General features: G+C 68.0%; 27 protein-coding genes. 12 read left to right on the top strand and 15 right to left on the bottom strand.

Translation table 11 applies throughout. From position 1 onward, the window contains the following. Nucleotides 1-20: 20 nt before the first annotated feature. From hsaC to hsaA, 3 genes are read right to left on the bottom strand one after another with little or no spacing between them, the layout of a single operon-like run. The gene (gene hsaC / locus OHA40_RS18335; protein ID WP_330228151.1) at nucleotides 21-926 is read right to left on the bottom strand and encodes an iron-dependent extradiol dioxygenase HsaC; all 906 of its coding nucleotides are present in this window, start codon (nucleotides 924-926) and stop codon (nucleotides 21-23) included. Next, on the bottom strand, nucleotides 926-1,804 hold the full coding sequence (gene hsaD, locus OHA40_RS18340; RefSeq protein WP_330228152.1) for a 4,5:9,10-diseco-3-hydroxy-5,9,17-trioxoandrosta-1(10),2-diene-4-oate hydrolase: 879 nt from the start codon (nucleotides 1,802-1,804) through the stop codon (nucleotides 926-928). Before hsaD ends, hsaC begins: the two co-directional genes overlap by 1 nt. Nucleotides 1,805-1,813: 9 nt before the next feature. Continuing rightward, nucleotides 1,814-2,977, bottom strand: coding sequence for a 3-hydroxy-9,10-secoandrosta-1,3,5(10)-triene-9,17-dione monooxygenase oxygenase subunit (gene hsaA, locus OHA40_RS18345; RefSeq protein WP_330228153.1), 1,164 nt, complete (start codon nucleotides 2,975-2,977; stop codon nucleotides 1,814-1,816). 197 nt (nucleotides 2,978-3,174) lie between these two features. Here hsaA and OHA40_RS18350 point away from each other — a divergent pair, with 197 nt between their 5' ends. The 3 genes from OHA40_RS18350 (at nucleotide 3,175) to OHA40_RS18360 (ending at nucleotide 5,680) form a co-directional block, all read left to right on the top strand. Beyond that, on the top strand, nucleotides 3,175-4,371 hold the full coding sequence (locus OHA40_RS18350) for a Rieske 2Fe-2S domain-containing protein (RefSeq protein ID WP_330228154.1): 1,197 nt from the start codon (nucleotides 3,175-3,177) through the stop codon (nucleotides 4,369-4,371). Further along, nucleotides 4,371-4,703: a hypothetical protein gene (locus OHA40_RS18355; protein ID WP_330228155.1), complete on the top strand. Its 333-nt coding sequence runs from the start codon at nucleotides 4,371-4,373 to the stop codon at nucleotides 4,701-4,703. The genes OHA40_RS18350 and OHA40_RS18355 overlap by 1 nt, the downstream gene beginning before the upstream one ends. 158 nt (nucleotides 4,704-4,861) lie before the next feature. Further along, nucleotides 4,862-5,680 (top strand): MBL fold metallo-hydrolase, encoded by an 819-nt coding sequence (locus tag OHA40_RS18360; RefSeq protein ID WP_330228156.1) that lies wholly within the window; start codon nucleotides 4,862-4,864, stop codon nucleotides 5,678-5,680. Nucleotides 5,681-5,686: 6 nt separating this feature from the next. Here the strand turns inward: OHA40_RS18360 and OHA40_RS18365 are convergent, their stop codons facing one another. Together OHA40_RS18365 and OHA40_RS18370 are read right to left on the bottom strand one after the other, a co-directional pair. Further along, nucleotides 5,687-6,097, bottom strand: coding sequence for a cupin domain-containing protein (locus OHA40_RS18365; protein ID WP_330228157.1), 411 nt, complete (start codon nucleotides 6,095-6,097; stop codon nucleotides 5,687-5,689). A gap of 7 nt (nucleotides 6,098-6,104) precedes the next feature. Beyond that, complete coding sequence (locus OHA40_RS18370) at nucleotides 6,105-7,187, bottom strand: saccharopine dehydrogenase NADP-binding domain-containing protein (RefSeq protein ID WP_330228158.1); 1,083 nt, start codon at nucleotides 7,185-7,187, stop codon at nucleotides 6,105-6,107. Between the two features lie 95 nt (nucleotides 7,188-7,282). Between OHA40_RS18370 and OHA40_RS18375 the strand changes: the two genes are divergently transcribed. Beyond that, on the top strand, nucleotides 7,283-8,200 hold the full coding sequence (locus tag OHA40_RS18375) for an AraC family transcriptional regulator (RefSeq protein ID WP_330228159.1): 918 nt from the start codon (nucleotides 7,283-7,285) through the stop codon (nucleotides 8,198-8,200). A 130-nt stretch (nucleotides 8,201-8,330) separates the two neighbouring features. On the opposite strand, the gene OHA40_RS18380 is transcribed toward OHA40_RS18375, so the two are convergent. The 6 genes from OHA40_RS18380 to OHA40_RS18405 all read right to left on the bottom strand — a co-directional run bounded on the left by OHA40_RS18380 (nucleotide 8,331) and on the right by OHA40_RS18405 (nucleotide 15,031). Beyond that, nucleotides 8,331-9,083 carry a DUF427 domain-containing protein gene (locus OHA40_RS18380; protein WP_330228160.1) on the bottom strand — a complete coding sequence of 251 codons (753 nt, stop codon included), beginning with the start codon at nucleotides 9,081-9,083 and terminating at the stop codon, nucleotides 8,331-8,333. Nucleotides 9,084-9,279: 196 nt separating this feature from the next. Then, on the bottom strand, nucleotides 9,280-10,335 hold the full coding sequence (locus tag OHA40_RS18385; RefSeq protein ID WP_330228161.1) for an acyl-CoA dehydrogenase family protein: 1,056 nt from the start codon (nucleotides 10,333-10,335) through the stop codon (nucleotides 9,280-9,282). Nucleotides 10,336-10,405: 70 nt separating this feature from the next. Next, entirely contained in the window at nucleotides 10,406-11,437 is a 1,032-nt protein-coding gene (locus OHA40_RS18390) for an acyl-CoA dehydrogenase family protein (RefSeq protein WP_330228162.1), read from the bottom strand. Next, entirely contained in the window at nucleotides 11,434-12,576 is a 1,143-nt protein-coding gene (locus OHA40_RS18395; RefSeq protein WP_330228163.1) for an acyl-CoA dehydrogenase family protein, read from the bottom strand. The genes OHA40_RS18390 and OHA40_RS18395 overlap by 4 nt, the downstream gene beginning before the upstream one ends. Further along, nucleotides 12,576-13,478, bottom strand: a complete 903-nt coding sequence (locus OHA40_RS18400; RefSeq protein ID WP_330228164.1) for an enoyl-CoA hydratase — start codon at nucleotides 13,476-13,478, stop codon at nucleotides 12,576-12,578. Before OHA40_RS18400 ends, OHA40_RS18395 begins: the two co-directional genes overlap by 1 nt. Next, nucleotides 13,478-15,031, bottom strand: coding sequence for a FadD3 family acyl-CoA ligase (locus OHA40_RS18405; RefSeq protein WP_330228165.1), 1,554 nt, complete (start codon nucleotides 15,029-15,031; stop codon nucleotides 13,478-13,480). Before OHA40_RS18405 ends, OHA40_RS18400 begins: the two co-directional genes overlap by 1 nt. 135 nt (nucleotides 15,032-15,166) lie before the next feature. On the opposite strand from OHA40_RS18405, the gene OHA40_RS18410 reads away from it, so the two are divergent. The 5 genes from OHA40_RS18410 to OHA40_RS18430 all read left to right on the top strand — a co-directional run bounded on the left by OHA40_RS18410 (nucleotide 15,167) and on the right by OHA40_RS18430 (nucleotide 19,984). After that, nucleotides 15,167-16,324, top strand: coding sequence for an acyl-CoA dehydrogenase family protein (locus OHA40_RS18410; RefSeq protein WP_330234251.1), 1,158 nt, complete (start codon nucleotides 15,167-15,169; stop codon nucleotides 16,322-16,324). After that, nucleotides 16,321-17,136 carry an SDR family oxidoreductase gene (locus tag OHA40_RS18415; protein WP_330228166.1) on the top strand — a complete coding sequence of 272 codons (816 nt, stop codon included), beginning with the start codon at nucleotides 16,321-16,323 and terminating at the stop codon, nucleotides 17,134-17,136. The genes OHA40_RS18410 and OHA40_RS18415 overlap by 4 nt, the downstream gene beginning before the upstream one ends. A 209-nt stretch (nucleotides 17,137-17,345) precedes the next feature. After that, entirely contained in the window at nucleotides 17,346-18,125 is a 780-nt protein-coding gene (locus OHA40_RS18420; protein WP_330228167.1) for a hypothetical protein, read from the top strand. 46 nt (nucleotides 18,126-18,171) lie between these two features. Next, a complete protein-coding gene (locus tag OHA40_RS18425) occupies nucleotides 18,172-18,780 on the top strand; it encodes a TetR/AcrR family transcriptional regulator (RefSeq protein ID WP_330228168.1) in 609 nt (202 codons plus the stop codon). A 10-nt stretch (nucleotides 18,781-18,790) separates the two neighbouring features. Next, a complete protein-coding gene (locus tag OHA40_RS18430) occupies nucleotides 18,791-19,984 on the top strand; it encodes an acetyl-CoA C-acetyltransferase (protein WP_442943751.1) in 1,194 nt (397 codons plus the stop codon). Between the two features lie 111 nt (nucleotides 19,985-20,095). Here the strand turns inward: OHA40_RS18430 and OHA40_RS18435 are convergent, their stop codons facing one another. Together OHA40_RS18435 and OHA40_RS18440 are read right to left on the bottom strand one after the other, a co-directional pair. Continuing rightward, the gene (locus OHA40_RS18435; protein ID WP_330228169.1) at nucleotides 20,096-20,545 is read right to left on the bottom strand and encodes a YbhB/YbcL family Raf kinase inhibitor-like protein; all 450 of its coding nucleotides are present in this window, start codon (nucleotides 20,543-20,545) and stop codon (nucleotides 20,096-20,098) included. Nucleotides 20,546-20,869: 324 nt separating this feature from the next. Further along, a complete protein-coding gene (locus OHA40_RS18440) occupies nucleotides 20,870-21,445 on the bottom strand; it encodes a TetR/AcrR family transcriptional regulator (protein ID WP_330228170.1) in 576 nt (191 codons plus the stop codon). Nucleotides 21,446-21,523: 78 nt separating this feature from the next. Here OHA40_RS18440 and OHA40_RS18445 point away from each other — a divergent pair, with 78 nt between their 5' ends. Further along, nucleotides 21,524-22,309 carry an SDR family NAD(P)-dependent oxidoreductase gene (locus OHA40_RS18445; protein ID WP_330228171.1) on the top strand — a complete coding sequence of 262 codons (786 nt, stop codon included), beginning with the start codon at nucleotides 21,524-21,526 and terminating at the stop codon, nucleotides 22,307-22,309. Then, the gene (locus OHA40_RS18450) at nucleotides 22,306-22,827 is read left to right on the top strand and encodes an SRPBCC family protein (protein ID WP_330228172.1); all 522 of its coding nucleotides are present in this window, start codon (nucleotides 22,306-22,308) and stop codon (nucleotides 22,825-22,827) included. Before OHA40_RS18445 ends, OHA40_RS18450 begins: the two co-directional genes overlap by 4 nt. 95 nt (nucleotides 22,828-22,922) lie before the next feature. Here the strand turns inward: OHA40_RS18450 and OHA40_RS18455 are convergent, their stop codons facing one another. Next, nucleotides 22,923-24,008 carry an NAD(P)H-dependent flavin oxidoreductase gene (locus tag OHA40_RS18455; protein WP_330228173.1) on the bottom strand — a complete coding sequence of 362 codons (1,086 nt, stop codon included), beginning with the start codon at nucleotides 24,006-24,008 and terminating at the stop codon, nucleotides 22,923-22,925. 310 nt (nucleotides 24,009-24,318) lie between these two features. On the opposite strand from OHA40_RS18455, the gene OHA40_RS18460 reads away from it, so the two are divergent. Beyond that, the gene (locus OHA40_RS18460; protein WP_330228174.1) at nucleotides 24,319-25,521 is read left to right on the top strand and encodes an IS110 family transposase; all 1,203 of its coding nucleotides are present in this window, start codon (nucleotides 24,319-24,321) and stop codon (nucleotides 25,519-25,521) included. A gap of 125 nt (nucleotides 25,522-25,646) precedes the next feature. On the opposite strand, the gene OHA40_RS18465 is transcribed toward OHA40_RS18460, so the two are convergent. Further along, the gene (locus OHA40_RS18465) at nucleotides 25,647-26,405 is read right to left on the bottom strand and encodes a CoA-transferase subunit beta (protein WP_330228175.1); all 759 of its coding nucleotides are present in this window, start codon (nucleotides 26,403-26,405) and stop codon (nucleotides 25,647-25,649) included. Nucleotides 26,406-26,431 lie beyond the last annotated feature (26 nt).

Genomic DNA, 26,431 nt, shown 5'->3' on the forward strand with positions numbered 1-26,431 from the left:
CGTTTCGCTCGCCCTCTCGGTCACTGCTGCCGCTGCCCGATGGTGAAGTCGTGACCCCACAGGCTCACCGCGGTGGATTCCCGTGCGATCCAGTCGTGGTCGTCCACTTCCAAACCCTCGCAACCGAATTCGACGTCGAACCCGCCCGGCGTCTTCATGTAGAAGGAGAGCATCTTGTCGTTGACGTGCCGTCCGAGCGTCGCGGACATCGTGACCTTCTTGCGCAGCGCTCGGTCCAGGCACAGCCCGACGTCGTCGGCGTTCTCCACCTCGAGCATCAGATGCACGATGCCGCTCGGCGTGGGCATGGGCAGGAACGCCAGCGAGTGGTGGCGCGGGTTGCAGCCGAAGAAGCGCAGCCAGGCGGGTTCGCCGTCGGCCGGGCGTCCGACCAGCTGCGGTGGCAGCCGCATCGAGTCGCGCAGCCGGAAGCCGAGGACGTCGCGGTAGAACTCCAGTGCTGCCTTGTCGTCCTTGGTGCTGAGCACCACGTGCCCGAGCCCCTGCTCCTCGGTGACGAACCTGTGCCCGTAGGGGCTGACCACCCGCCGATGCTCGAGCGCGGCACCGTGGAACGCCTCGAGCGTGTTGCCGGAGGGGTCGTCGAACCGGATCAGCTCATAGACCCGGCGATCGGCGAGTTCCGCGGCGGTGCCCTCCTTATAGGGCACACCGGCCGCGTCCAGCCGGGTGCGAATGTCTTGCAGCTCCGCGGCATCGGCGGTTTCCCAGCCCGAGATCTGCAGCTGATCCGTCTCGCCGGGGACGATCACCAGCCGGGCCGGGAACTCGTCCATGCGCAAATACAGCGCCTCGGGATCAGCGCCTTTGCCCTCGACCATGCCGAGGACCTTCAGCCCGTACTCCCGCCAGGCGGCCATGTCGGTCGCCTCGATACGCAGATACCCCAGTGAGCGGATTCCCATCACTTCTCCTTGACGCCTGCGAGGAAATCAATGGCCAGACGGTTGAACTCGTGGAATTTCTCCAGCTGTGCCCAGTGCCCGCACCCGCCGAAGACGTGCAACTGCGCGCGCGGGATCAGCTTGGTCGCCACCAGCGCGCCGTCGAGCGGGTTGACCCGGTCCTCGCGACCCCAGATCAGCAGCACCGGCTGACGCAGCTTATAGGCGTCGCGCCAGAGCATCCCTTTCTCGAAGTCCGCGCTCGCGAACGACTTACCCATGGCGCGGGTCGCGGCCAGCGCCTCCGGCGTGCTCGCCGATGCGAACCGCTCGTCGATCAGCTCGTCGGTGATCAGCGACTGGTCGAAGACCATGATGCGCAGGAACGCCTCCAGGTTCTCCCTGGTCGGCTCGTAGTTGAACTTGGCGAGCAGCTTCACGCCCTCGGTCGGGTCGGGCGCGAACAGGTTGGTGCTCAGCCCGCCCGGGCCCATCAGGATCAGCTTTCCGGCCCGCTCCGGGTAGTCGAGCGCGAACCGCACCGCGGCGCCGCCACCGAGCGAATTGCCCAGTAGGTGCACCCGCGAGGTGATCTGTAGATGGTCGAGCAAGTCCTTCAGCGCGGAAGCGCTGTGCACGAAGTACTGCGGATGCTCGGTCGGCTTGTCCGAGCGGCCGTATCCCGGCTGGTCCACTGCCAGCACATGGAAATGCTCCGCCAGCACCGGGATGTTGCGGGCGAAGTTCGACCACGAGGACGCGCCCGGCCCACCGCCGTGCAGCAGGATGATCGTCGGCCCATTGCCCACGCCCGCCTCGTGATAGTGCAGCCGTAGGCCGGGTCGCACCTGCGCGAAGCGGGAGGACGATTCGGCGGTGAGTTCCACGGTCGAGGTCACGGTCACCTCCTACACCATGCCGTCGGTGACCGGGAGCCCGAACTCGTGCGTGCCGTACATCAGGTACGCGCGCTCGGGATCGTTGGCCGCGTGCACCCGTCCGGCATGGGCATCGCGCCAGAAGCGTTGCAACGGAGTGTCGTTCGCGAGTGCGGTGGCACCGGAGCTCTCGAACAGCTTGTCGATGGCGGCGATCGAGCGGCCGGTGGCCCGCACCTGATCACGCCGGGCCCGCACGCGCAGGTCGAACGGAATCTCCTTGCCCGCCACCAGCAGTGCGTATTCGTCGGCCACGTTGCCCGACAGCTGCCGCCAGGCCGCATCGATGTCGCTGGCGGCCTCCGCGATCCGCACCTTGGCGAACGGGTCGTCCTTGGCCTTCTCGCCCGCGTAGGCCGCTCGCACGCGCTTGCCCTGATGCTCGACGTGCGCCTCGTAGGCGCCGTAGGCCATGCCGACGATCGGGGTGGAGATGGTGGTGGGATGGATGGTGCCCCAGGGCATCTTGTAGACCGGATCGGTGTTCTGTTCCAGTCCAGGCGATTTCAGTTCGCTCATGGCGCGGAAGCTCAGGAACCGATGGGACGGCACGAAGACGTCCTTGACCACGACAGTATTGGAACCGGTGCCGCGCAGGCCGACCACGTTCCAGACGTCATCGATGCGGTAGTCGTCGCGCGGGATGAGGAAGCTGCCGAAGTCGACCGGCTTGCCGTCCTTGATCACCGGGCCGCCGAGCACCGCCCAGGTGGCGTGATCGCACCCGGACGACCAAGCCCACGCGCCATTGACGATGTAGCCGCCGTCGACGACCGTGCCCGCACCCATCGGCGCGTAAGAGGAGGAGATCCGCACCTCGGTGTCCTCGCCCCAGACGTCTTCCTGCGCCTGCTGCGCGAACAGCGCCAGATGCCAATTGTGCACGCCCACAATGCCTGCCACCCACCCGGTGGAGCCGCACGCGCTGGCGATCTTGCGCACGGTGTCGTAGAAGACCACCGGATCGGCGGCGTGACCGCCCCACTGCTTCGGCTGGAGCAACCGGAAGAAGCCGGTCTCCTGCAACGCCTTCATGGATTCGTCGGGGATGCGCCGCAGGTCCTCGGCCTCCTGCGCGCGTTCGCGCAGCGTAGGCAACAGCGCTTCGACCCGTTCGGTCACTTCTTGCGTCATCTCGGGACCCGCTCCTGCCTGGTCGATTGATAACCGATAGTCATTTGCCTCTGAGACTAGAACAGGTTCCTATTTCTGTCGAGAACTCGGGTTCACCCTCGGTCGGACTTGCGCTCATGCAGGAAGTGCGGCGTATCGCTGGCGTCGAGGGCGTCAGTTTTGTAACGTGTTCTAGTACAGAAGGAGGAGGAATCGCGATGGCAATTACCCCACAGGGGAGTGCGAGGGTCCGGGAGCTGGATGTCGGCACCGCACCTACCCGGTATGCGCGGGGATGGCATTGCCTGGGTTTGGCCAAGACGTTCCGGGATGGCAAGCCGCACGCGGTGAATGTGTTCGGCACCAAACTCGTCGTCTGGGCCGACAGCAGCGGTGAACTGCGAGTACTCGACGCCTATTGCAGGCACATGGGCGGCGACCTGAGCATGGGCGAGGTCAAAGGTGACGACATCGCCTGCCCGTTCCACGACTGGCGCTGGTCGGGAACCAGCGGCAAGTGCACCGCGATTCCGTACGCGCGCCGGGTGCCGCCATTGGCGCGCACCAGGAGGTGGATAACGCTGGAGCGCAATGGTCAGCTGTTCGTCTGGCACGACGTCGAGGGCAGCCAGCCGCCGCCCGAGGTGACCATTCCGTACATCAAGGGCCCCTACACCGACGCCGACGGCAACCCCACCGAGGAACTCGACAGCGGGTGGACCGACTGGACCTGGAACTCGATGCTGATCGAGGGCGCCAACTGCCGCGAGATCATCGACAACGTGGTCGACATGGCCCACTTCTTCTACATCCATTTCGCCTTTCCGACGTACTTCAAGAACGTCTTCGAGGGTCACATCGCCACCCAGTTCCTGGAGACCAAGGGCAGGCCGGACATCGGCATGGCCTCCAAGTACAGCGGCGATACGCTGCTGAAGTCCGAGGCCTCGTACTACGGCCCCTCGTACATGATCAACCCGCTGATCAATATCTACAGCGGTTACGAGGTCAAGAGCGTGCTGATCAACTGCCATTACCCGGTTACCCAGGACTCCTTCGTCCTGCAATGGGGGATCACGCTGGAGAAGCCGCAGGGCGTAGACGGCGAGATGGCCGATCGGCTGGCGGAGAAGATGACCGAGGGCATCAGCGTCGGCTTCCTGCAGGACGTCGAGATCTGGAAGCACAAGTCGAAGGTGGAAAACCCGCTGCTGTGCGAGGAGGACGGGCCGGTCTACCAGCTGCGTCGCTGGTACGACCAGTTCTATGTCGACCTGGCCGACGTCACCGAGAAGATGACCCAGCGTTTCGAGTTCGAGGTGGACACCACCAAGGCCAACGAGGCGTGGGAGGCCGAGGTCGCCGAGAACCTGCGGCGCAAGCGCGAGGCCGAGGAAGCCGAGGCGGGGGTCTGATGGCCGCAACCTGGGCGAAGGCACCCGATTTCGCAGGCCAGCCCAGTCGGCGAGCCGAGGTGCGCGCCCAGACCGTGGCCGACAAACAGCGGTATCTGGAGGACGGCCTGACCCCATTGCGGTGTCTGACTTGCCGGAGTCAGGTGCTGGTGCGCAAAAGCAGCTCGCATCAGACGTCCGTGCAGTGGACCGGCGACCCGGCCGAGCACTGCCCGGTCTTCGCCGAGCTGAACGCGAGCGGCTACGGGCCGGGTCGCCCGGATACCTGCCCGAACCTGGAGCGCACCATCGCCTGGGCCGTGCACGAGGGCGTGCTCGAAATCCCTGAATAGGTGCGGTGTTCGGGCGGACCATCTGCCGCGCCGATCGCTGTGGCGGCGACCGTGCTGTCGCGGCCGCGCCGCGATCGGGCTACGTTGACCGGAACTACAAAGACCTTCGTGCCGGATCGGAGCGGTCCGATCCGGCGCCGCAGGAGGGAGTTTCCGCGATGCTGGTGCGCCATCTGGACTGCGCGACGATGTGCCCGGTCGGCGGGCGCGCGCTGCTCGGCAGTGGTGGGCTGCTGACCGGCGCGCTGGTCGGCCACTGCCTGCTCGTCGAGACCGGCGACGGACTGGTATTGGTGGACACCGGGTTCGGCATGGGCGACGTGCTCGATCGGAGCCGGCTCGGCTTCGGCACCGCCCAGCTGCTGCGGCCGCGGTTACGTCCGGAGCTCACCGCGCTGCATCAGATTCGCGCGCTCGGCTATCGGTGCGAGGACGTTCGCCACATCGTGCTCACCCACCTCGATCTCGATCACGCGGGCGGGTTGTCCGATTTCCCCGACGCCACCGTGCACGTCTTCGCCGACGAACTCGACGCGGCGACGCAGCGGCCGACGGCTGGCGAGCGCCGCCGCTACCAGCCGCGCCAATGGGAGCACGGGCCACGCTGGCTCGCCCACGAAACCGGTGCGGACTCGTGGTTCGGCTTCACGGCGGTGCCGGTGCTCGAGGACATCCTGATGATTCCACTGATCGGGCACACCCGAGGGCACAGCGGCGTCGCGATCCGGCAGAGCGACGGCTGGCTGCTGCATTGCGGCGACGCCTATTTCCACCACCGGCAGCTCGAGTCGGTGAAGGCGCGCCCGCCCGTCGGGCTCGGGATCTTCGAGGTGCTCATGGGCGCGGTGGGGCAGGCGCGGGTGGAGAATCTGGAGCGGCTGCGTACGCTGCGCGCCGAACACGGCGACCGGGTGCGGATGTTCTGCGCGCACGATCCGCACGAACTCGCCGCGTTCGCCGCGGCGCCCGTGCGCTGAATCCGATCAGTCCAGCCGGAAATCCGCGAAGTCGAAACCCGGCGCGACTATGCAGCTGACCAGAACATAGTCCGTTCCCGCCGGCCGGGCCGCCTGGCTGACACCGCCCGGCACCACGGCCTGGAGTACCTGACCATGCTCCAGGTCGGGACCGAGGATCACTTCTTCGCCGCCGATATTCAGCGCCAGCGGCCCGCCGCGATGCCAGAGCCACAGCTCGTCGGAGCGCACGGTGTGCGGCGCCGACTGCTCACCCGGCTGCAAGAGGAAGTAGATCGCTGTCGCGCTCGCCCGCCGTCCCTCGTATCCCTCGGGCGTGAATTCGACAGGGCTGCGCCAAGTTTGGCGGTACCAGCCGCCCTCCGGGTGGGGTGCGAGATCGAGTGCGACGGCGAGCGGAGGTCGATTGTCGGTCATCGTTCGACTATGCCCGATGCCGTGCCTGTTCTCCGGTTTCCTCGATGCGCCAGGTGATTCCGAACGGCGCCAGCGCGTCGAGGAACTCGGCCGCGTCGAACGCTTCGGCGGCAGCGAGCGCACCAGGCGCCGCGGCGCCCCCGGCCAGCCGGACCGCGGTTTCCACCGCCATCAGCGCCGAGTCGCGGTAGGAATCGACGCCGCTCACCACGCCGCGAACCGTGCGCCCGTCCGTCCCGGACGCGTCCACCACGAGGTCGTAGCGCAGATCCGAGCCGGGCTCGTCGGGCAGCGCGTCGATGAGTTCGGCGGTGAACCCGCTGAGCGTGTCGAGGATCGATGTGGCGAGGACGCCCTCGACGTAGGAGACGTCCGAGTGCCGGGGAATGGTCAGGACCGGCGGCTGTGGGAATTTCGCGACGGCGGTCGGTTCGGTGTCGCCAGGAAAGGTCATCTTGTCGTGGCGCGCCGCTGCGCCGGTGCGCAATTCGCCATCGGCGTAGTGCCAGCCGCCGCCGCGAAACCAGTCCAGGCTGGCGAAAACCGTCTCGGCGCTGCCCTTGGAACCGTTGCCGCCGCTCTTGCTGAGGTGGCTCAGCACCACGTCGGCCGGTCCGGTGACTCGGCGAGTGGTGAGGTAGCCGAGCAGGTCGCCGGGCAGATTGCTGTCGGTGATGCCGGAAATCACGGTGACGCCCGCCGCCGCGGCCTTCGGTCCGAACTCGTCGAAGACCCGCTTCAGGAACAATTGCTCGCCGGACATGTCGGTGTAGTGCGCGCCCGCGTCGATGGCTGCCGCGAGCGCGGCGGGGCCGTGGTTCACGTAGGCGGGCAGGCTGCTGATCACCGCGTCGGCGCCGGTGAACGCCGCGACGAGGGCGGCGCGGTCGGTCAGGTGCGCGACCCGCACTTCGAACTCCGGCAGGCCCGCGGCAGTGGCGGCGGCGCGGATCCGATCGGCGTCGCGGCCGACCAGAATCGGGGTGAGGCCGCGGCGGTGCAGTTCGGTGAGCAGGTAGCCGCCAGTGTGGCCGGTGGCGCCGTAGACGGCGATCGTCGGAGCGGATGCGGTGGCTTCGGTCGATGTCATGGTTGGAAACATATTGCTTTCGTTCGAGTCAATCTATGGCTATATTGCTCTATTTTATGTCTATAACACTCACATAGGGAGTGTATGGTGATTTCGTGGACATCCTGAGCGAAGCAATCGCGGCCATCCGCACCGGCAGCCCGACCTCCGGCCTGTTCATCCGGCACGCGCCGTGGGGCCGCCGGTATCCCGTGGTGCCAGGCGCGGGGTTCCATGTGGTCTTACAGGGGTCGTGCTGGGTGGTCCCGCCGAACGGCGAACCGATGGCGCTCGGCGTCGGAGACGTGCTGGTCATGCCGCGCGGCGCCGAACACGACCTGGTCGACAGCCTGGACAGTCCGGTCACCGAGACCGCGCTGCCCGGCGAGCCGAGGGAGATCGTGGGGCCCGGCGTGCGGACCGCTCTGCTGTGTGGCGCCTACGAACTGGGACGAAATCGCAGCCATCCGATCCTCGACGAGTTGCCCGAATTCATCCATCTGCCCGCCCGTCGCGGGCGTCATCCCGCGCTGCGGGGGGCCGTGGACCTGCTGGCCGCCGAGATCGCCGAGCCACGTCCGGGCAGCGACGCCGCCGTGCCCGCGCTATTGGAGACGCTGCTGCTGTTCATCCTTCGCGCGTGGTTCGACGAGCAGGCCGACACCCGAGCCTCCGGCTGGGCAGGCGCTTTCACCGATCCGGCGGTCGCGGCGGCGCTTCGCGCGGTGCACGAGGATCCCGCCCGAGCCTGGACCGTCCCCGATCTCAGCGACGTCGCCGGTGTCTCCCGCGCCACGCTCGCCCGTCGCTTCACCGGGACAGTCGGCGAACCGCCACTGGCCTACGTGACCCGCTGGCGGATGCTGACCGCCGCCCGCCTGCTCCGCGCCACCGACAGCAGCCTCGGCGCCGTCGCACGCCGAGTCGGCTACACCTCGGAATTCGCCTTCGCGAAGGCGTTCAAACGCGAATACGGCTCGGCCCCAGGTCAATACCGCCGCGCGGCCGACAGCCCGCCCCTGGTCGCGGTATGACCTGAAAGCGGAGTGGTGCGCTTACCGGCCGAGCGCACCCTGCGGGTACAAATGAATGTGGAATCCGCCTGCGCCGCCACTCTGGTCGAAGCCCATCGCGCGTGGGCTCGCTGGATATTGCTGAATCCGGTCAGCTGAAGGGCGAGTGGGGCCGCTCCTGGAGTTCGCCGTCGAGGTAGATGTCGACCTTCTCGTTGTAGAAGCAGACCAGTCCGGCGACCTTCTGGCTCTCGGGAAGCGGGGTGCGGTAACCCCATACGTAGTCGGGGTACTCCTTGCCCTCGAGGCGGACGGACCAGTAGTCGGCGGTGCCTTTGTAGGGGCAGCTGGTGTGGGTGGCCGACGGGTGCAGCAGATCCATGCGAGCGTCCGTCATCGGCAGGTAATACCTTGGGGGCAAACCGGTTTCGAAGAGGATGCGCGGCGTGCGCGAGTCGGCGACGGTGACGCCGTCGATCTCCACCCGGACGTGCCGCGAGCTGGCCAGGATGTCGACGCGCGAGTACGGATCACGCGGATGGACGTAGATCGGCTCGTCCTCCTCGAACCATTCGTCCATCGCGTCCCACTCCAGCCGGACCAGGTCACGCAGTTCGGTGAGCGGCGAATCGTGATACCGCAGCGCCGCGGCGCCGGCCGTCGTACCGTCGACCGCGACGTCGTACACGGTCGCGTCGCCCCGGCTCGGGGAGTGCTGGGTAGTTCCGTGCGGTTCGAGCTTCGCGTGCAGATCCGCGACCGGCAGATAATAGGTCGGGTAGTGGGGGGTCTCCCACACGAGCACCGACCTGACGGTGTCGGCCACCAGGTGCCCGCCCAGATAGACCCGCACCCGCTTCTGGCCGGTCTCGACCCGCACGCGTCCCCGCTTCGCTTCGGTCATACCTCCCGACCGTACTCCTCACACCGGACTGACTCCGCGGGTCGCTGTGCAGCGGCTGATGGACATCGTCCTCGACGGCCTTCGTGTAGCCGTGCATGCCCACGGGCCCACGGCGTCGATCGGTAGTTGATTCGGTCAGCACCGGGCAGGCCATCGAGGTGGGCGCACCGTCAACAGGATCGGGTGCGCCCCGGCCTCAGGCCGACTGGGTCAACGGCCGCCGCGGCGTGCCGAACAACTGCGCGTCCGCGTGGGCGCGCTTGAAGAACAAATGCGCGTCGTGCTCCCAGGTGATCGCGATGCCGCCGTGCAACTGGACGGTCTCGGCCGCGATGGCGGTGAGCGCCTCCGAGCAGTGCACGCGGGCGGCCCACACGTCCTCGGCGGCCGACGGACTGTCCGCCGCCACCGCCGCCGTGGCCGCGACGGACGCCGACCTGGCCGATTCCAGCAGCACATACATGTCCGCCATCCGGTGCTTGAGCGCTTGGAAGCTGCCGATCACCCGGCCGAACTGCACCCGGGACTTGGCGTAGTCCACGGTCATCTCCAGGCAGCGGTCCGCCGCGCCGACCTGCTCGGCGGCCAAGGCGGCCCAGGCCATGTGTCGCAGCCGGGCGATGGTCGGCGCCGGATCACCGGACCCGAGTGGGCGGGCGTGCGCCGCGGCGAAGCTGATCTCGGCGAGTCTCCTGGTGGGGTCCATGGTCGGCGCGGATCGCCGGGTGACGCCCGTAGCGCTGGGTTCGACCTCGAAAAGACCGCTCGGGGTCACGACGACGAGGGTGTCCGCGGACATCCCGTCGAGCACGTAGTGCGCGGTCCCGGTAAGAGCGCCGTCCGCCGCGTGCACGCCTTGCTCGTCCCAGCCGCTTTCGCCGGCCCAGCAGACCGCGATAGTCCTGGTGCCCTCGGCGACCTCGGGCAGCAATCGCGAGCACGCCTCGGCGTCACCCGACAGCAGCACGGCCTGCGCGCCGAGCACGGCCGAACCGAGCATCGGTACGCCAGCTAGTGTGCGGCCCAATTCGCCTACCACCAGCAAAGATTCGACCAGGCTCGCACCGAAACCGCCGTACTCCTCCGGAATCGCCAGCGCGGCGACGCCGATCTGCTCGCACAGCAGCCGCCACAGGGCCGGGTCGTAGCCGAGTTCGGTGTCCATCGCGGCCCGCACCGCCGCGGAACCGGCGTGCTTGGTCAGCAGGGCCCGGACCGACGCGAGGAATTCCTGGTGTTCGGCGATGCTCATGCTGTGTCCTTTCCGGCTCGAGCGGGGCGATGCGTGATCACGCCTCGCGGCAGGCTGGGGGCCTGGCTACTCATGCGATACCTTGTGCGACGCGGTCTCGGTCGGTCTCATCGCGCAGCGCGCGGGCGATCCGGGAGCGGTGCAGATCCGGTGTGCCCCAAGCCGAACGCAAGGCGGTCACCTTGGTCAGCCACAGCGAGAGGTCGTACTCGGCGGTGTAGCCGATCGCGCCGTGTACCTGGAGGGCGGCACGGGCCGCACGGTAAGCCGCGTCACCGCAGGCGATCACGGCGGCCGACACGTCCCGGCTTCGGGTGGGGCCGGTCATGGTCAGTGCGGCGCGGTAGAGCAGTGGCTCGGCCAGATCCAACGCGATCAGCACATCGGCGAGCTTTTGCTTCACGGCCTGGAATTCGCCGATCGCCTTGCCGAACTGCTTGCGCTGCTTGGCGTATTCGGTCGAAGCATGCAGCAGAGCCCGTCCAGCGCCGAGCAACTGGGCCGCGCAAGCCAGCGCACCGGTATCGAATCCCGCGGCCGCAGCTTCGCGCACCTGCTCGCCCTCGGCGATGGTGTCGTCAGCGGACACCGCGAACAAGCGGCGCGCGGGATCGACCGACCGGACCAGCCCGGTGCGGTGTCCGGTGCACAGCCGCGTTTTGTCGGCGAAGAGGACGACCTCGGCGGTGTCGGCGTCCAGTGCGACGCCGCTTGGACCGGGCGTCTCGAAAGCGACCGTACCGAGCGCCAGACCTCCCGCGAAGCCCGGCAGCCACCGGGCGGCCGGACTTGGATCCGGAAGTGCTTGCAGCAGTGCGGGAATCGCGGCGGCCGTCTCCACCAGCGGTCCCGGCGCGGCCGCGCGTCCGATCTCCTGGAACGCCACGACCAGATCGATCGGCTCGGCGCCGAGGCCGCCGTGCCGCTCCGCGACAGCCAAGCCGAGCACACCGGCTTCGGCCAGCTGCCGGATCAGCATGCGGCCCGGTCCGGGATCGCCCGAGGCCCACGCGCGCACCGCGGCGGGTGTGCGACCAGCGTCCAGCAGTTTGCGCAGACTGGCGCCGAAATCGAGCTGTTCGGGGCTGAGCGCGAATCTCATCGGCTGCTTCCTCTCGGTAGTCCGAGCAGCCGCTCGGCGATGATGTTGCGCTGGATCTCGTTGGTGCCCGCGTAGATCGGGCCGGACAGCGCGAACAGGTATCCGTCGGTCCACGGCCCGGAGCGCTCGGCCGCCGCGCCGAGCACCTCGAGCGCGGTCTCGTGCATAGCGATGTCGAGTTCGGACCAGAACACCTTGGTGATCGAGGATTCCGCGCCCAGTTTGCCGCCCTGGTCGAGCCGGGTGACCGTGCCGAAGGTGTGCAGCCGGTATGCCTCGCTGCCGATCCAGGCCTCCACGACGGCGTCGCGCTGCGTGGTGTTGTCCTGGTCGCCTGCGTCGAGCCACAGATCGATCAGCCTCTGTGCGGTGGCGCTGAACCGGCCGGGACTGCGCAGCGAGAGGCCGCGTTCGTTGCTGGAGGTGCTCATCGCCACCCGCCAGCCCTCGCCGGGAGCGCCGATCACGTCACGGTCGGGCACGAAGACGTCGTCGAGGAAGATCTCCGCGAAGCCGGGCTCGCCGTCCAGCTGCGGGATCGGGCGCACGGAAACGCCGTCGGCGGTGAGCGGGAACATCACGTAGGTGAGGCCCTTGTGCCGCTCGGCCTCCGGGTCGCTGCGGAACAGCCCGAACGCCCAGTCCGCGAAGGCGGCGCGCGAGCTCCAGGTCTTCTGGCCGCTCAGCAGCCAGCCTCCGGCGGTGCGCCGGGCGGTGGAGCGGATGCCGGCCAGATCGCTGCCCGCCTCCGGCTCGGACCACGCCTGCGCCCAGATGTCGTCGCCGCGTGCCATCCGCGGCATGATCCGCGCCAGCTGCTCCGCCGTGCCGTGCTCGAAAAGCGTCGGCGCCAAGAGGAAGATACCGTTCTGGCTGACCCGCCCCGGCGCGCCTGCCGCGTAGTACTCCTGCTCGAACAGCACCCATTCCAGCAGCGAGGCGTCGCGTCCGCCGAATTCCCCGGGCCAGGCGACCACCGAGAGCCGGGCGTCGGCGAGGGTGCGCTCCCAGGCGCGGTGTGCCTCGAATCCAGCTTTTGTGTCCATGGAGGGCAGCGGCTTCGTGGGCTTGGTGGCGGCCAGGAATTCGCGGACTTCCCGCTGGAATTCCCGCGTCGCCTGGTCGAGATCCAGATCCACTACGTCGTTCCGTTCTGTTCGGTGCTCGCGGAAGCCTTCATCGACTTGGCGTTCATGCCGCCCAGCGAGTCGGCGCCGACTTCGGCGTTGTGTGCGTGTGCGAAGTGGTGCAGTCCGAAGACCGAGTCCATGCCCGACCGCATGCCCATCAGGTCCTCGGCCTGGTTGACGGCTTTCTTGGTCAGTGCCAGACCGAATTGCGGCATGGTGGCGATCTTTTCGGCCAGCGCCAGCGTCTCGGCCTCGAGCTCGGCACGCGGCACCACCCGGTTGACCATGCCCCACTCCTTGGCCTGCGCCGCCCCGAACCGGTCGCCGGTGAACAAGAACTCCTTGGCCGCGCGCGGGCCCATCACCCACGGGTGCGCGAAGTACTCGACGCCCGGAATGCCCATGCGAACCACCGGATCGGAGAAGAACGCGTCATCGGAGGCGATGATCAGATCGCACACCCAGGCCAGCATCAACCCACCCGCGATACAGGCGCCCTGCACCATCGCGATGGTCGGCTTGGGAATCTCTCGCCAGCGGCGGCACATGCCGAGATAGACCTCGAGTTCGCGGGCGAAGCGCTGATCGCCGCCGACCCGGTCGACGTGGTCCCACCACAGCGCGGCTTTGTTCTGGTATCGCACGTGGTGGTCGCGGCCCGGTGTGCCGATGTCGTGCCCGGCGCTGAAGTGCTTTCCGTTGCCCGCCAGCACGATCACCCCGACTTCGGGGTCCTGCACGGCGCGTTCGAAGGCGGCGTCCAGCGCGTAGGTCATCACCGAGTTCTGCGCGTTGCGGTAGTCCGGCCGGTTCAGCGTGACGATCGCGACGCGGCCACGCCGCTGGTAGGTGACCACCTCGCCCTCGTCCGGGATGGCCGGGCCCTCGTTCGGGGTTGCCGGTTCCGACATTACGACTTCTCCTCACGTAGTTGACGCTTGAGCACTTTCCCGGCGGCGCTGTAGGGCAGTCGGTCGCGGAATTCGACGAACCGCGGCACCTTGAAGTTGGCCAGCACGGTGGTGGCGTGGGCGAGCACTTGGTCCTCGGTGAGCGACGAACCGGGCCTGCGCACCACATACGCCTTGCCCACCTCGCCCATCCTGGTGTCGGGCACCCCGACGACCGCGGACTCGGCCACGCCCTCCAGCCGGGCCAACGCCTGCTCGATCTCGGCCGGATAGACGTTGAAGCCGCCGGAGATGTACATGTCCTTGAGCCGGTCGGTGATCTTCAGGTACCCGCGTTCGTCGATCGTGCCGACGTCGCCGGTGTGCAACCAGCCGTCGGCGTCGATGGTCTCGGCGGTGCTGTCCGGGTCGTCCAGGTAACCGAGCATGACGTTGGGTCCGCGCAGCAACACCTCGCCCGCCTCGCCGAGCCGCAGTTCGAAATCCGCGATCGGCCTGCCACAGGTGTTCGCGATGGTCTCGGCGTCGTCGTCGGCGCGGCACATGGTGCCGAAGCCCGCGGCCTCGGACAGGCCGTATGCGGTGATGACGACATCGAAGTCGAGTTCCGACCGCATTCGCTCGATCAACACCACCGGTACCGTCGCCGCGCCGGTGACAGCCACCCGCAGGCTGCTCAGGCCGAAGCTGTCGCGGTCGGGGAAGTCCAGGATCGTCTGATAGATGGTCGGCGGACCGGGCAGCACCGTGACTTTCTCCGCGCTGATCAGCCGCATCGTCTCCGGCACGTCGAAGGTCGCCTGCGGGATGATCGTGGCTCCGGTGACCAGGCAGGCGAGAATGCCCGCCTTGTAGCCGAAATTGTGGAAGAACGGGCTCACCACCAGATACCGGTCGTCCGCGCGCAACGTGGCGCACTCCGCCCACGCGCGCACCACCGCGAGCGCCTGCCGGTGCGCGACCAGGGTGCCTTTGCTGCGACCGGTGGTACCGGAGGTGAAAAGGATGTCGGAGATGTCTTCCGGGCGCACCGCCGCAGCGCGTTCCTCCGCTTCGGCCACCGTGACCTGTTCGGCGACGATCGCGAGTTCCGACCAGTCCAGCGCGGCGATATCCATGTTCTCCGTACCCGGCTCGACCGGAATCACCACTACCGTGTCGATGGCGAGATCCGGTGCAGCGGCATGCAATTCGGCAAGCCGGTCGCGGCCGAGGAAGCTGCCCGCGATGAACAGCGCCTTCGCGTGCACCCGGCCGAGCACGTCGGCGGCCTCGCCGGCGACGTAGCGGGTGTTCAACGGCACCAGTGCGGCGCCGACATAGTGCGCGGCGAGTGCGGCAATCACCCAGTGATGGGTGTTGGGTGCCCACATGGCCACCCGGTCGCCGGCCTGCACACCGCGCGCGATGAGGGCCCGGGCCACGTCTTGGACCGACTCGAGCAGTTGGCCCCAGTCCAGCCGGACTCCGTCATCCGCGATCGCGGGAGCGGCGCCGAACGTGCGCGCGGCGTGGTGCAGTGCCATCGGTGTCGTTTGTGCAGGGGTTGTCACGGTTGTCCTTACCGTCCGCGGGCCAGTTATGCGCGCGCACTACAAAGCAAGTGCTTGGTAGGTTATCCTACCGGCGTGGGTGCGATCCAGACCTCAGAATCCGACACCGCCGCGCCGGACGGACGGTTTTCCGTCATGCAAGATGCGCGTTTCGCCGCCGAGGTGCGCGAGTGGCTGGAGGAGAACCTCAACGGAGAATTCCGCGCGCTGCGGGGCCTCGGTGGCCCCGGCCGCGAACACGAGGCGTTCGACGAGCGCCTGGCCTGGGACCGGCACTTGGCGGCGGCGGGTTGGACCTGCCTGGGCTGGCCGAAGGAGTACGGCGGCCGCGAGGCCACCGTCCGCCAGCAGGTGATCTTCCACGAGGAGTACGCCAAGGCCAACGCGCCCGCGCGGGTGTCGCACGTCGGTGAGGAACTGCTCGGCCCCACCCTCCTCGCCTTCGGCACCAAGGCCCAGAAGGATCGGTTCCTGCCCGGCATCCGCACCGTCACCGAGCTGTGGTGCCAGGGTTACTCGGAACCGGGCGCGGGCTCGGACCTGGCCGCGATCGCCACCTCGGCGCACCTGGACGGCGACGAGTGGTCGATCAACGGGCAGAAGATCTGGACGTCGCTGGCCCACGTGGCGGACTGGTGCTTCGTCCTCGCCCGCACCGAGCGCGGCTCCTCCCGGCACAAAGGCCTGTCCTACCTGCTGGTCCCGATGAAGCAGCCGGGCATCGATGTGCGTCCGATCATCCAGCTCACCGGGACGTCCGAGTTCAACGAGGTCTTCTTCGACAACGCACGCACCGCCGCCGACCTGGTGGTCGGCGAACCGGGTGACGGCTGGCGGATCGCCATGGGCACGCTCACCTTCGAACGCGGCATCTCCACGCTCGGCCAGCAGATCCGGTTCGCCCGTGAACTGGCCGACATCGAGGCGCTGGCCCGCCGCACCGGCGCGGCCGACGACCCGCTGATCGCCGACCGGATCGACCGAGCCTGGGTCGGGCTGCGGGTGCTGCGCGCGCACGCCATGCGCACGATGGAGGGGGCAGGCGTAGACGACGGCGGCGGGCAGGCGTCGGTGGCGAAACTGCTGTGGGCCAACTGGCATCGCGGACTCGGCGAGCTGGCGATGGCCGTGCTCGGCGCCCGCGGCCTGGTGGCGGGCGCGGACGATCTCAACGAATGGCAGCGGCTGTACCTGTTCACCCGCGCCGACACCATCTACGGAGGTTCGAACGAAGTGCAGCGCAACATCATCGCCGAGCGCGTGCTCGGACTGCCGCGTGAGGCGCGCCCGTGACGCCCGGCGTCGGCGGTCGAGGGCCGCTGTCGGTCGCCCCCGCGCCCGTTCCAGGGCACGGCCTGCTGACCGGGCGGACCGCCGTGATCACCGCGGCCGCGGGCACCGGCATCGGGTCGGCCACCGCGCGCAGGATGCTGGCCGAGGGTGCGGACGTGGTGGTCTCCGACTGGCACGAGCGGCGTCTGGCGGAGACGGCCACCGAGCTCGCCGCCGAGTTCCCGGACCGGCGGGTGGCCTCGATCGCGTGCGACGTACAGCGCACCGAGCAGGTGAACGCGCTGGTACGCGGCGCGGCCGAGGCCGTCGGCCGGATCGACATCATGGTCAACAATGCCGGGCTGGGCGGGGAGACGCCGGTGGTCGACATGACCGACGAGCAGTGGAGCCGCGTTCTGGACATCACGCTCAATGGCACGTTCCGCTGCACCCGCGCCGCGCTCGGCTACTTCCGCGACGCGGGCCACGGGGGCGTGATCGTGAACAACGCCAGCGTGCTCGGCTGGCGTGCGCAGCACGGCCAAGCGCACTACGCCGCGGCGAAGGCGGGCGTGATGGCGCTGACCAGGTGCAGCGCGGTCGAGGCCGCCGAGTTCGGTGTCCGGATCAACGCGGTGGCCCCGAGCATCGCCAGACACGCTTTCCTGGACAAGGTGAGCTCGACCGAACTGCTGGACAGGTTGTCCGAGCGGGAAGCGTTCGGCCGCGCGGCCGAGCCGTGGGAGGTCGCCGCGACGATCGCGATGCTGGCCAGTGACTACACCTCGTACCTGACCGGCGAGGTGGTCGCGGTCAGCAGTCAACGCGCCTGAGTCGCATCGGTTTCCACGGCTCTTCGCCCGTCCGCCACGTCGGAACGTGCAGGTGCGCGCGTCTGGCGACCATCGAGCAGCCGCTTGCTCGGTATCGGTGCGGCAACCTCTGCGCTGCATTGCGATCGCCTTCCGGCGTCGGGCGCAGTGCGGCAAATAGGCGGCTGATCAGGTGGAAAAGGGCACGCAAGAGAGCGCCGGGATGTGCCATGCTGGATGCGATCGGATCCGCGCTCTGCAAGGGGGCGATGGCTATGGGCCTGGATCGCCCACCTGCCCGCGAACAACTGGAACTCGAATTGGTCCGCGACGTCGTGCTCGCGAGACGGCGGCTGGACAGCCTCGTACTCTCGGCGCTGGCCCTCGGCGCCGAACTCATCGAGCACACCTCCGAACGCGCTGTGGCGATGGCCGCCGCCCGCATTCTCGAGCAGCATGCCGTCGACGAGGGGGAGGTCGCCCGCGACCCACGCGGCGCACTGCGCGCGGATCTGGCGCGCGATCGGGAGCGCGCAAGACGCATCGGGCTCAGTTTCGCGTCCGGCCATCCCGGCAACGAAGAGGAGCGGCGCAGACACCGTCAGACTGCTCTACTGCGCGAGGTGCGCGCGGATCTGCTCGCGGTACTCGCGAAGTGCCGCAAATTCGGCTTCGACCGGGTGGCCTTCGCGGACGAGATCGCGCAGGGCCTGTGTGCCGCCACCGACAAGCTGGTGGTCGGCGCCGACATGGACACCTATCACGCCTGGCAGCGCGGCATGGTGCTCAAGCTGAGCGAGGAGCCGGTTCGCGGCGGCCCGCCCCGGGTGATGGCCACGGTGGACGCGGGACCGGACCGCGGCCAGCTCACCGTGGAATGGGACAGCTGCGAGCGCCGTCTCGCGCTCGTCGCGCGGATGGCGCGGGCGGGCGTCTCGCCCGTGGTGATCTGCGATCGACTGCTCGCCGACCTCTCGGTTTCCTCCCCGCTGCGCTACTCGTCTCGTTGAGAAGACGCGGCTCGACCAAGCAAATGCTTGGTTGTATGATGGGCGCGTGACCGCAGCAGACGCCTCGAAATCAGCACGGCGCCGCGAGCTGCTCGCCTTGGCGGCCGAATTGTTCGCCGAGCGGGGATTGCGCGCCACCACCGTGCGTGACATCGCCGACGCGGCCGGAATCCTATCCGGGAGCCTTTACCACCACTTCGATTCCAAAGAGTCGATGGTGGACGAGATCCTGCGCGGCTTCCTGGACGATCTGTTCGGCCGCTACCGTGAGATCGTCGCCTCCGGGTTGAGCTCGCGAGACACCTTGGAAGCCTTGGTGCTCGCCTCCTACGAGTCGTTCGACCGCTGGCACGCCGCGGTGGCGATCTACCAGGCCGAGGCCAAGCGGTTGCGCACTGCGGAGCGGTTCACCTACATCGCCGACTACAACCGCGAATTCCGCGAACTCTGGCACCGGGTGCTGACCAACGGCGTACAGGACGGCAGTTTCCGGCCGGAACTGGACGTCGAACTGGCCTACCGCTTCCTGCGCGACACGGTGTGGGTCGCGGTGCGGTGGTACCGGCCCGGTGGACCCATCACCGTCGACAACCTCGCCAAGCAGTACCTGACCATCGTGCTCGACGGACTCACCGTCCCCGAGCGCACCACGTAGGAGTCTTTACATGTCAGCACCTTCCGCGTCCCGTCGTCCGTATGCCCCGTTGCGGGACGCCTACGTGATCGATGCGGTACGCACCCCGGTCGGCAAGCGCGGCGGCGCACTGGCGGGCGTGCACCCCGCCGATCTGGGTGCGGCCGTGCTGCGTGGCCTGCTGGATCGCAGCCCGATCGCCCCGGGCAACGTGGACGACGTCATCGTGGGTTGCGTCGACAACATCGGTCCGCAAGCGGGCAACATCGGCCGTACCATGTGGCTGACCGCGGGCTATCCCGAAGAGGTTCCCGGCGTCACGGTGGACCGGCAGTGCGGATCCAGCCAGCAGGCCGTCAATTTCGGCGCGCAGGCCATCATGAGCGGCACCGCCGAAGTGATCGTGGCCGCCGGTGTGCAGAACATGAGCGCGATACCGATCTCCGCCGCCATGCTCGCGGGCAAGGAGTACGGTTTCGACTCGCCGTTCGTGGGTGCGGAAGGCTGGGACCACCGCTACGGCACGGGTGAGGTCTCACAGTTCCAGGGGGCCAAGTTGATCGCCGAGAAATGGGGCATCAGCAGGGAAGATATGGAGCGCTGGGCGCTGCGCAGCCACGAGCGGGCCCGCGACGCGATCAAGAATGGTCGCTTCGACAACGAGATCGTGCCGGTCGGCGATTTCTGGATCGACCAGGGCCCCCGGGAGACCAGCCTGGAGAAGATGGCCACGCTGCCGCCGCTGGCCGAGGGCAGCCCGCTCACCGCCGCCGTAGCCAGCCAGATCTCCGACGGCGCCAGCGCTACCCTGCTCGCCTCGGAGTGGGCCGTGCAGGAGTACGGCCTGACGCCGCGAGCGCGCATCCACCACGTGAGCGCGCGCGGCGCGGACCCGATCTTCATGCTCAGCGCGCCGATTCCGGCGACCAAGTGGGCGCTGGAGAAGTCCGGCCTCACCATCGACGACATCGATGTGGTCGAGATCAACGAGGCTTTCGCGCCGGTGGTGCTGGCCTGGTTGAAGGAGACCGGCGCCGACCCGGAGCGGGTCAACGTCAACGGCGGCGCGATCGCCCTCGGCCACCCGCTCGGCGCCACCGGCGCAAAGCTTTTCGCCACCTTGCTCAACGAGCTCGAACGGATCGAGGGCCGCTACGGCCTGCTGACCATCTGCGAGGGCGGCGGCACCGCCAACGCCACCATCATCGAGCGCCTGCCCCGCTGACACCGCGCGACGAGCGGCACGTCGGCGACTCGGGTCGGCCGACCTGCCGCTCGGGAGGACTACCCCGGACCGCCGGCGACACACCAACGAGGACGTCCCGGCGGACTCCGCTCAGACCGGACCGGTGTCAACGGTGTAGGTGCCGACCAGCTGGCCGTATCCGACACTTGCTCCCTCGATCGCGGATTTCGCCTGAGCCACGGGTGTTTTCGAGCTCAACGAAACCGGGTGTGCCAGCGCATGCACGATGAATCGGTAGTGGTGCACTCCGGTCCCGGTCGGTGGGCACGGACCGAAGTAATCGGCGAGGTCCGCGCTGTTGAGGCTGACTACACCGCCCTTCGGGGCCTGGCCCTCCTCGCTGAAGGTCGTGGTCGGCGGGATGTCGCTGACCACCCAGTGGGTGAACAGCCCGATGGGCGCGTCCGGGTCGTCCATGATCAGGGCGAGTCGGACGGCTGATTCCGGAACGGTCCACGTCAGGGGTGGCGGTCGGTTCTTTCCCGTGCACGAGTAGGCCTCCGGAATGGGTGCGCCATCGGCGAAAGCTTTACTGCTCACAGTGATCTCGTTCGTCGCAGGCATCGTGGCCTCCGCTCGAGTGGTAGTGGTCGAGTCCTTCGATTCGCCCGTGTCGCCACACTGCCGCGACCGACGCCTGCGCCAGTACGGCGGAGACAGGCGAAACCGGTATGCGGTTATGGGTCAAGATTAGGCCGTCGATTCCCCGTCAACCAGGCGTCGCCGGTAAATGTGCTGGTCTGAGGTATCGCTCAGGCCGGTAGCGGTGAGTATGTTCGGTGGCATGGCCCGGTCCCGGCGTTGCCGGGGCGCGGAACGATATCGCGCGATGTGCCGGATCCGCGGGATGGATGCCGCGGATGGTCACGGTAGGTCGGCGAGGGCTGCAACGACTGCCCATGCGTCGGCACGTGGTTCCGATGTCCAAGGGGCCGTAGGTTTGTGGATGCGTAGCGAGACTACGCCGTGCAAGGCGCACCACACACGCAGCGCGAGATCCGCGGAGTTCTCGGCGGCGGGTAACAGATCGGCGAGACGATCCAGCAGATCCAGCCCTGGCCCGGTGCCGGATTCGATCGGGGGATCGGGGCGTTCGAACAGCAATTGGTAGGCGCCCGGATGATTTTCGGCCCATGTGAGATAGGCGTCGATCAACGCGCGCAGCCGGTCCGCGTGGGTGCCGGTGGAAATGTCCGCGACGTCCAGCGCGTGCCGCAGCCGACCGAACAGTTCCTCGGTCACCGCATAGTTCAGCGCATCCTGAGACGGGAAATGCAGGTAGACCGCACTGGGTGCGACACCGCAGGCCCGGGCGATGGCCCGCAGTGCTGGCGTTGGCAACGACTGCGGTTCCAGCAGCAGCTCGATCGCGGCGGAAACCAACTCCGCGCGCAGCCGCTCGCCCTCCCCACGCGCTCGTCGCAGGCGTGTATCGGTCATTGAGCCTCCCTTGACAAAGTTCACTGAACAGCTGTTAAGTATAGCTAGCTGAACACCTGTTCACCTTCAGGAGGCGACATGAAGACCTGGGATGGCGCGACCGCGGTCGTGACCGGTGCGAGTAGCGGGATCGGCGCAGCGTTCGCCACCGCATTGGCGGAAAGACATTGCAATCTGATCCTGGTCGCCAGGCGCGAGCACCGGCTGCGCAAGCTGGCGACAGACCTCGAACACACCTTTGGTGTTCGGGCTCGAATCCTCACCGCGGACCTTTCGATCCCGGCCGACGTCGAGCGACTTGTGGCCGTGCTGTCCGCGGACGACAACCCGATCGACCTGCTGGTCAACAATGCCGGCTTCGCAACCCACGGCCCGCTCGTCGACGACGACCCCGCGCGAATGCGCGAGGAGATCGCGGTCAACATCACCGCCGTCGCGGAACTGACCCGGGCGATACTGCCGGACATGGTGCGGCGCGGCGCCGGAGCGGTGGTCAACATCGCCTCCACCGCGGCGTTCCAACCGATCCCGTTCATGGCCGTCTACGGCGCGACGAAGGCGTTCGTGCTCTCGTTCACCGAGGCGCTGTGGGGTGAACTCGAAGGCAGCGGTGTCACCGCCCTTGCCGTGTGCCCGGGTGCCACCGATACCGAGTTCTTCGACGTGGCGGGTGAAGCCGCCAGCGTCGGACGACGGCAGACAGCGGCGCAGGTGGTGGCGAAGGCGCTAGGTGAACTGGACCGCCGCGCACCCCGGCCGAGCGTGGTATCCGGGCTGGCGAACGCGGTGTCCGCGCGTCTGCCGCGGTATCTACCGCGCCGCACAACGATTCGCCTGACCCGCGGATTGGTCGCCGCGAAATGACCTTGCACGCACTGCGACCCAGTAGCCTCGACGACATCTCCGCGATGCGCTGCCACCTGTTCAGCGAACGTGTCGTGGCGGCGTCAGCGCCGCGTACCTTCGACATTCTCGCCACCGGCGAAGGGCAATCGGAGTGGGCCGGCGGCTACCGGGCCACCACCTGGTACGGAAGTGCTCCGCACGACGTCGGCACGATCCGCGACATCCATTTGCGCTGGATAACCGTGCGTGAACGATTCCTGGCCTGGCAGCCCGCTGTCCGTTTCACGTTCTCCGCCGACGCCATGTCGATCCCGTTGGCCCGCAGAATGATCGAGGACATCACCGTCGACCCGGTCGGACCCGACCGCTGCCGACTGGTCTGGCAGGTACACCTCGACCCGGCGTTGGTTCTGCGCCCGATCGAGTCCCTTGTGATGCGACGCTTCTTCGAGCCGATGTTCGACTCTTTCGCCGCCGGACTCGCCCGATACGCTGGCGCGCACCCTGATCAACCGTCGGACCTCCCGCGCGCATGACCGTGCCGACGGCTCCTTCGATGCGGCCCGTGCCTGCAATGCCAGATGGCGTGTGACGGCTTTCGGTCTGTGATCCGGAGGCCGTCATCATTCGGCTACCTGCTCGTCGAGTTCGCCCCATCGGGCAGCGCTGCGAGCGCCTCGATCCGCGCGACCGCCTCGGCGATGATCCGATCGATCAACTCCTTGCAGGTGGGCAGGTCATCGATGATTCCGGTGACCTGACCGGCGGCGAGCACACCGGCCTCGGTGTTGCCTTCGACCAGTCCCGCGCGCAGCAGCATCGGGGTGTTCGCGGCCATCACGACCTGGGACCAGGTGAGCTCCTTCGTCTTTCGCATAGCCAGGCCGTCGCGGATCATGGTGGACCACTTCATCCCGGTCATGCTCTTGAACCGGGTCGCGTTGCCCACCGCCGCGGCGAGCCCGCGCCAGCGGCCCGAATGTTCCAGGCGCTGGACCAGTTCGGTATTCAGCACGCGGTGCGGCATGCCGTCGACCTTGAGCGACACCACCGTGTCCTGGAGCTGTCTGTGCAGGTACTCCTGTTTGACGGCGTCGGGCACCGTGCTCTCTTGGGTCAGCAGGAACCGGGTGCCCATAGCGATACCCGCGGCGCCATAGGCCAGCGCGGCGGCCAGGCCGCGTCCGTCGAAGAACCCGCCCGCCGCGACCACGGGGATGTCCACCGCGTCCAGCACGGAGGGCAGCAGCAAGGTGGTGGCCACCGGGCCGGTGTGCCCGCCACCCTCGCCGCCTTGCACGATCACCGCGTCCGCACCCCAGGACGCCACTTTGACCGCGTGCTTGGCCGCGCCGATCGATGGGATGACCACCACGCCGGCGTCTTTCAGTTTCGCGATCAGATCCTGTTTGGGCGCGAGCGCGAACGAGGCCACCGCCACCTTCTCCCGGATCAGCAGATCGATCCGGTCGGGGGCGTCCGCGGCGTCGGCGCGGATGTTGACGCCGAACGGTTTCGCGGTGTGCGCCTTGGTCTTCGCGATGGCCGCCTCCAGCTCCGCGAAGGTCATGGTGGCTGAGGCCAGAATGCCGAGTCCGCCCGCCTCGGCGGTGGCCGAAACCAGCCTCGGGCCCGCCACCCAACCCATGCCGGTCTGCACGATCGGGTGTTCGACGCCCACCAGATCGGTCAACGCGGTGCGCAGGTGCGCGGTCATGCTGTCGCCTTTCTCGCCTGAGTGGAGCCCTCCGTGGTTACGCTTCGCTGCCGCATGCGGGCTCGGCCGCTCATTGGGGCACCATCCCTTCTGCAGCCCGAACAGTTAGGGTTGTTGTCTCTCGGTTCCGGTGGGTGCATGGCCTTCGTCGCGTGCCATTTGATGGCCAGCATGAGTTCTGCCAGCCCCACCGGGCCGAGGGCCGCGGACCGGCGTCAGGGACATGCCCCGCAGAGGGCCGATCAATGAGCTTCCGGCGGCGGCCCTCGCTTCCGAGGAGGCAGTTCATCGACCTCGAGGGAGCACACCTGTGGCGTTCGCCGGCTGGGACTGGGGCAGCACCACTCACGACGTGACCGTGATCGACGATGCCGGTGGCAAGATCGAACGCTTCCCGGTGCCGCATACTGAAGACGGCATCGCTCGCGCGTTGGCACGGCTGGCCTGCTACGGCGGGCCCGGTGAGTTGCCGGTGGCAATCGAGACCACCCGCGGGCTGGTCGTGGACCGGCTGCTGACCGCCGGGCATCCGGTGATTCCGGTGCACCCCAACGCTTTTCATGCCGCTCGCCCCCGTTGGGGCGCCGCCCGCGCCAAGAACGATCCCGGCGATGGGTTCAAGCTGGCCGACTACGCCCGCACCGACGGCCACCGGCTGCCGGTACTGGCCCCGACCCTGCCGCAAACGCTCGAACTGCAGGCATTGACCCGTCAGCGCGGCGACCACCTGGGCATGCGCATCGCCGCGGTCAATCAACTCGCCGCGCTGCTGGACACGCACTGGCCCGGAGGCAGGACGATCTTCGCCAGCCTGCACTCGCCGATCGCGCTGGCGTTCCTGGACCGCTACCCGAGCCCGCAGGCCGCTGCTGGGCTCACCGCGGCCCGCCTCGAGGCGTTCTGCCGCCGCCACCACTACAGCGGCCGCCGTCCCGGCACCGAGCTGCTCGCCCGGCTGCGCGAGGCACCCACATCGGCCAGCAGGCTCGGCGAGCCGGTCATCGCGCAGCTGGTCCGCGCCCAGACCGGGCTCGTCCGCTCGATCCAAACCAGCATCGACGCACTCGACGCCGTGATCGCCGACGCTCTCGCCGCACACCCCTACGCCAGATTGCTGGCCGATCTGCCCCGCGTCGGCACACTGAACCTGGCCCAGATCATCGGCGAGGTCGGCCCAATCCTGGAGCGCGCCAACAGCTTCGATCAACTCGCCGCCGAAACCGGCATCGCCCCGGTCACCCGCTCCTCCGGCAAAATCCACACCGTCGCCTTCCGCCACGCCACCAACCAGCGAGCCAGACAAGCCTTGGTGACCTGGATCGACAACAGCCGCCGCGCCAGCGACTGGGCAGACCAGCGCTACACCGCCGCCCGCGCCCGCGGCCAACGACACCCCCACGCCATCCGCACCCTCGGCCGCGCCTGGCTGCGCATCATCTGGGCTTGCTGGCGCACCAAAACCTGCTACGACCCCACCAAAAAACAACCGACTCAACAACCGATCGCCGCATAGGGGTTGACTCAGGGAACTCATGCGGTGTCCTCCTGGGCGTTCGCGACGTGATTGCACGGTTGCCGCCCAGCCCTGACGCTCATGACCAACGCTCGGCGCAAACGTCGAGCCGATGGTTCGCTCACTCATGCCGGGACCTCGGTTTCGCGAATCTTGTTGGGGTCGAGCACCTCCCGGATCAGCCGCAGTTCCTCGGCGGTCGGCAAGCGCGTCTCGTTCGCGTCGGCGAGTCCGGCGATCTCGAACGAGGTGTTCTCGGCGACTTCGCCGGCGGTGACGCCGGGGTGCAGACTGCGGGCACGCATGGTGTGGTCGGGACCTTCGAAATCGAAGACGCCCAGGTTGGTCACCACGCGGTGCAGGTGAAGGAAGCGGTAGGCGGGGTTGGCCGGGTCCACCTTGTCGTACCCCACCCCCGAGACGATGTCGACCCCGTCGGTGAACACGCGCTTGGAGTGCCGGGCGACCCAATAGCTGGTGGCGTGATTGATGGTGTTGCCCGGCGCCCCACGCACACCGAACATCTGCCGGGTCGGCTGCTGTAGCGGACCGAACGCCGACAGGTTCTGGTTGCCGAAACGGTCGATCTGGTTGGCGCCCATCACCACATGCCTGCGCCCGGAGGCCACCACGTCGAACACCCTCCGGAATGGAATCCAGCCCTCGATCGGCGCTTTGCCGCCCAGCGGGGGAGTCTCGGCGAACAGAAGCGCTTCACCATCCGAGAGCAGCAGATCGGGCTCGGTGGTGAGCTTGGCCAATCGGGCGCCGAGGATGGACATCGGCGACATCGGACTGGCCATGATTTCCCCGGCGCCGCGGAAGATCTCCGCGCACGCCACCGCGCACACCTCGGCGCGGCTCACGATCTCGGTGCTGGTCATCGCGCCTCCTGTGGTTTGCGGGACAC

The sequence above is a fragment of the Nocardia sp. NBC_00508 genome (genome assembly GCF_036346875.1).
In the GTDB taxonomy this organism is placed as follows: Bacteria; Actinomycetota; Actinomycetes; order Mycobacteriales; family Mycobacteriaceae; genus Nocardia.

What these genes read in the sequence shown, in the direction of transcription:
- hsaC (WP_330228151.1), bottom strand. Translation starts at nt 926, where the DNA reads ATGGGAATCCGCTCACTGGGGTATCTGCGTATCGAGGCGACCGACATG.
- hsaA (WP_330228153.1), bottom strand. Translation starts at nt 2,977, where the DNA reads ATGACGCAAGAAGTGACCGAACGGGTCGAAGCGCTGTTGCCTACGCTG.
- OHA40_RS18350 (WP_330228154.1), top strand. Translation starts at nt 3,175, where the DNA reads ATGGCAATTACCCCACAGGGGAGTGCGAGGGTCCGGGAGCTGGATGTC.
- OHA40_RS18355 (WP_330228155.1), top strand. Translation starts at nt 4,371, where the DNA reads ATGGCCGCAACCTGGGCGAAGGCACCCGATTTCGCAGGCCAGCCCAGT.
- OHA40_RS18360 (WP_330228156.1), top strand. Translation starts at nt 4,862, where the DNA reads ATGCTGGTGCGCCATCTGGACTGCGCGACGATGTGCCCGGTCGGCGGG.
- OHA40_RS18365 (WP_330228157.1), bottom strand. Translation starts at nt 6,097, where the DNA reads ATGACCGACAATCGACCTCCGCTCGCCGTCGCACTCGATCTCGCACCC.
- OHA40_RS18370 (WP_330228158.1), bottom strand. Translation starts at nt 7,187, where the DNA reads ATGACATCGACCGAAGCCACCGCATCCGCTCCGACGATCGCCGTCTAC.
- OHA40_RS18380 (WP_330228160.1), bottom strand. Translation starts at nt 9,083, where the DNA reads ATGACCGAAGCGAAGCGGGGACGCGTGCGGGTCGAGACCGGCCAGAAG.
- OHA40_RS18385 (WP_330228161.1), bottom strand. Translation starts at nt 10,335, where the DNA reads ATGAGCATCGCCGAACACCAGGAATTCCTCGCGTCGGTCCGGGCCCTG.
- OHA40_RS18390 (WP_330228162.1), bottom strand. Translation starts at nt 11,437, where the DNA reads ATGAGATTCGCGCTCAGCCCCGAACAGCTCGATTTCGGCGCCAGTCTG.
- OHA40_RS18400 (WP_330228164.1), bottom strand. Translation starts at nt 13,478, where the DNA reads ATGTCGGAACCGGCAACCCCGAACGAGGGCCCGGCCATCCCGGACGAG.
- OHA40_RS18410 (WP_330234251.1), top strand. Translation starts at nt 15,167, where the DNA reads ATGCAAGATGCGCGTTTCGCCGCCGAGGTGCGCGAGTGGCTGGAGGAG.
- OHA40_RS18420 (WP_330228167.1), top strand. Translation starts at nt 17,346, where the DNA reads ATGCTGGATGCGATCGGATCCGCGCTCTGCAAGGGGGCGATGGCTATG.
- OHA40_RS18430 (WP_442943751.1), top strand. Translation starts at nt 18,791, where the DNA reads ATGTCAGCACCTTCCGCGTCCCGTCGTCCGTATGCCCCGTTGCGGGAC.
- OHA40_RS18440 (WP_330228170.1), bottom strand. Translation starts at nt 21,445, where the DNA reads ATGACCGATACACGCCTGCGACGAGCGCGTGGGGAGGGCGAGCGGCTG.
- OHA40_RS18445 (WP_330228171.1), top strand. Translation starts at nt 21,524, where the DNA reads ATGAAGACCTGGGATGGCGCGACCGCGGTCGTGACCGGTGCGAGTAGC.
- OHA40_RS18450 (WP_330228172.1), top strand. Translation starts at nt 22,306, where the DNA reads ATGACCTTGCACGCACTGCGACCCAGTAGCCTCGACGACATCTCCGCG.
- OHA40_RS18455 (WP_330228173.1), bottom strand. Translation starts at nt 24,008, where the DNA reads ATGACCGCGCACCTGCGCACCGCGTTGACCGATCTGGTGGGCGTCGAA.
- OHA40_RS18465 (WP_330228175.1), bottom strand. Translation starts at nt 26,405, where the DNA reads ATGACCAGCACCGAGATCGTGAGCCGCGCCGAGGTGTGCGCGGTGGCG.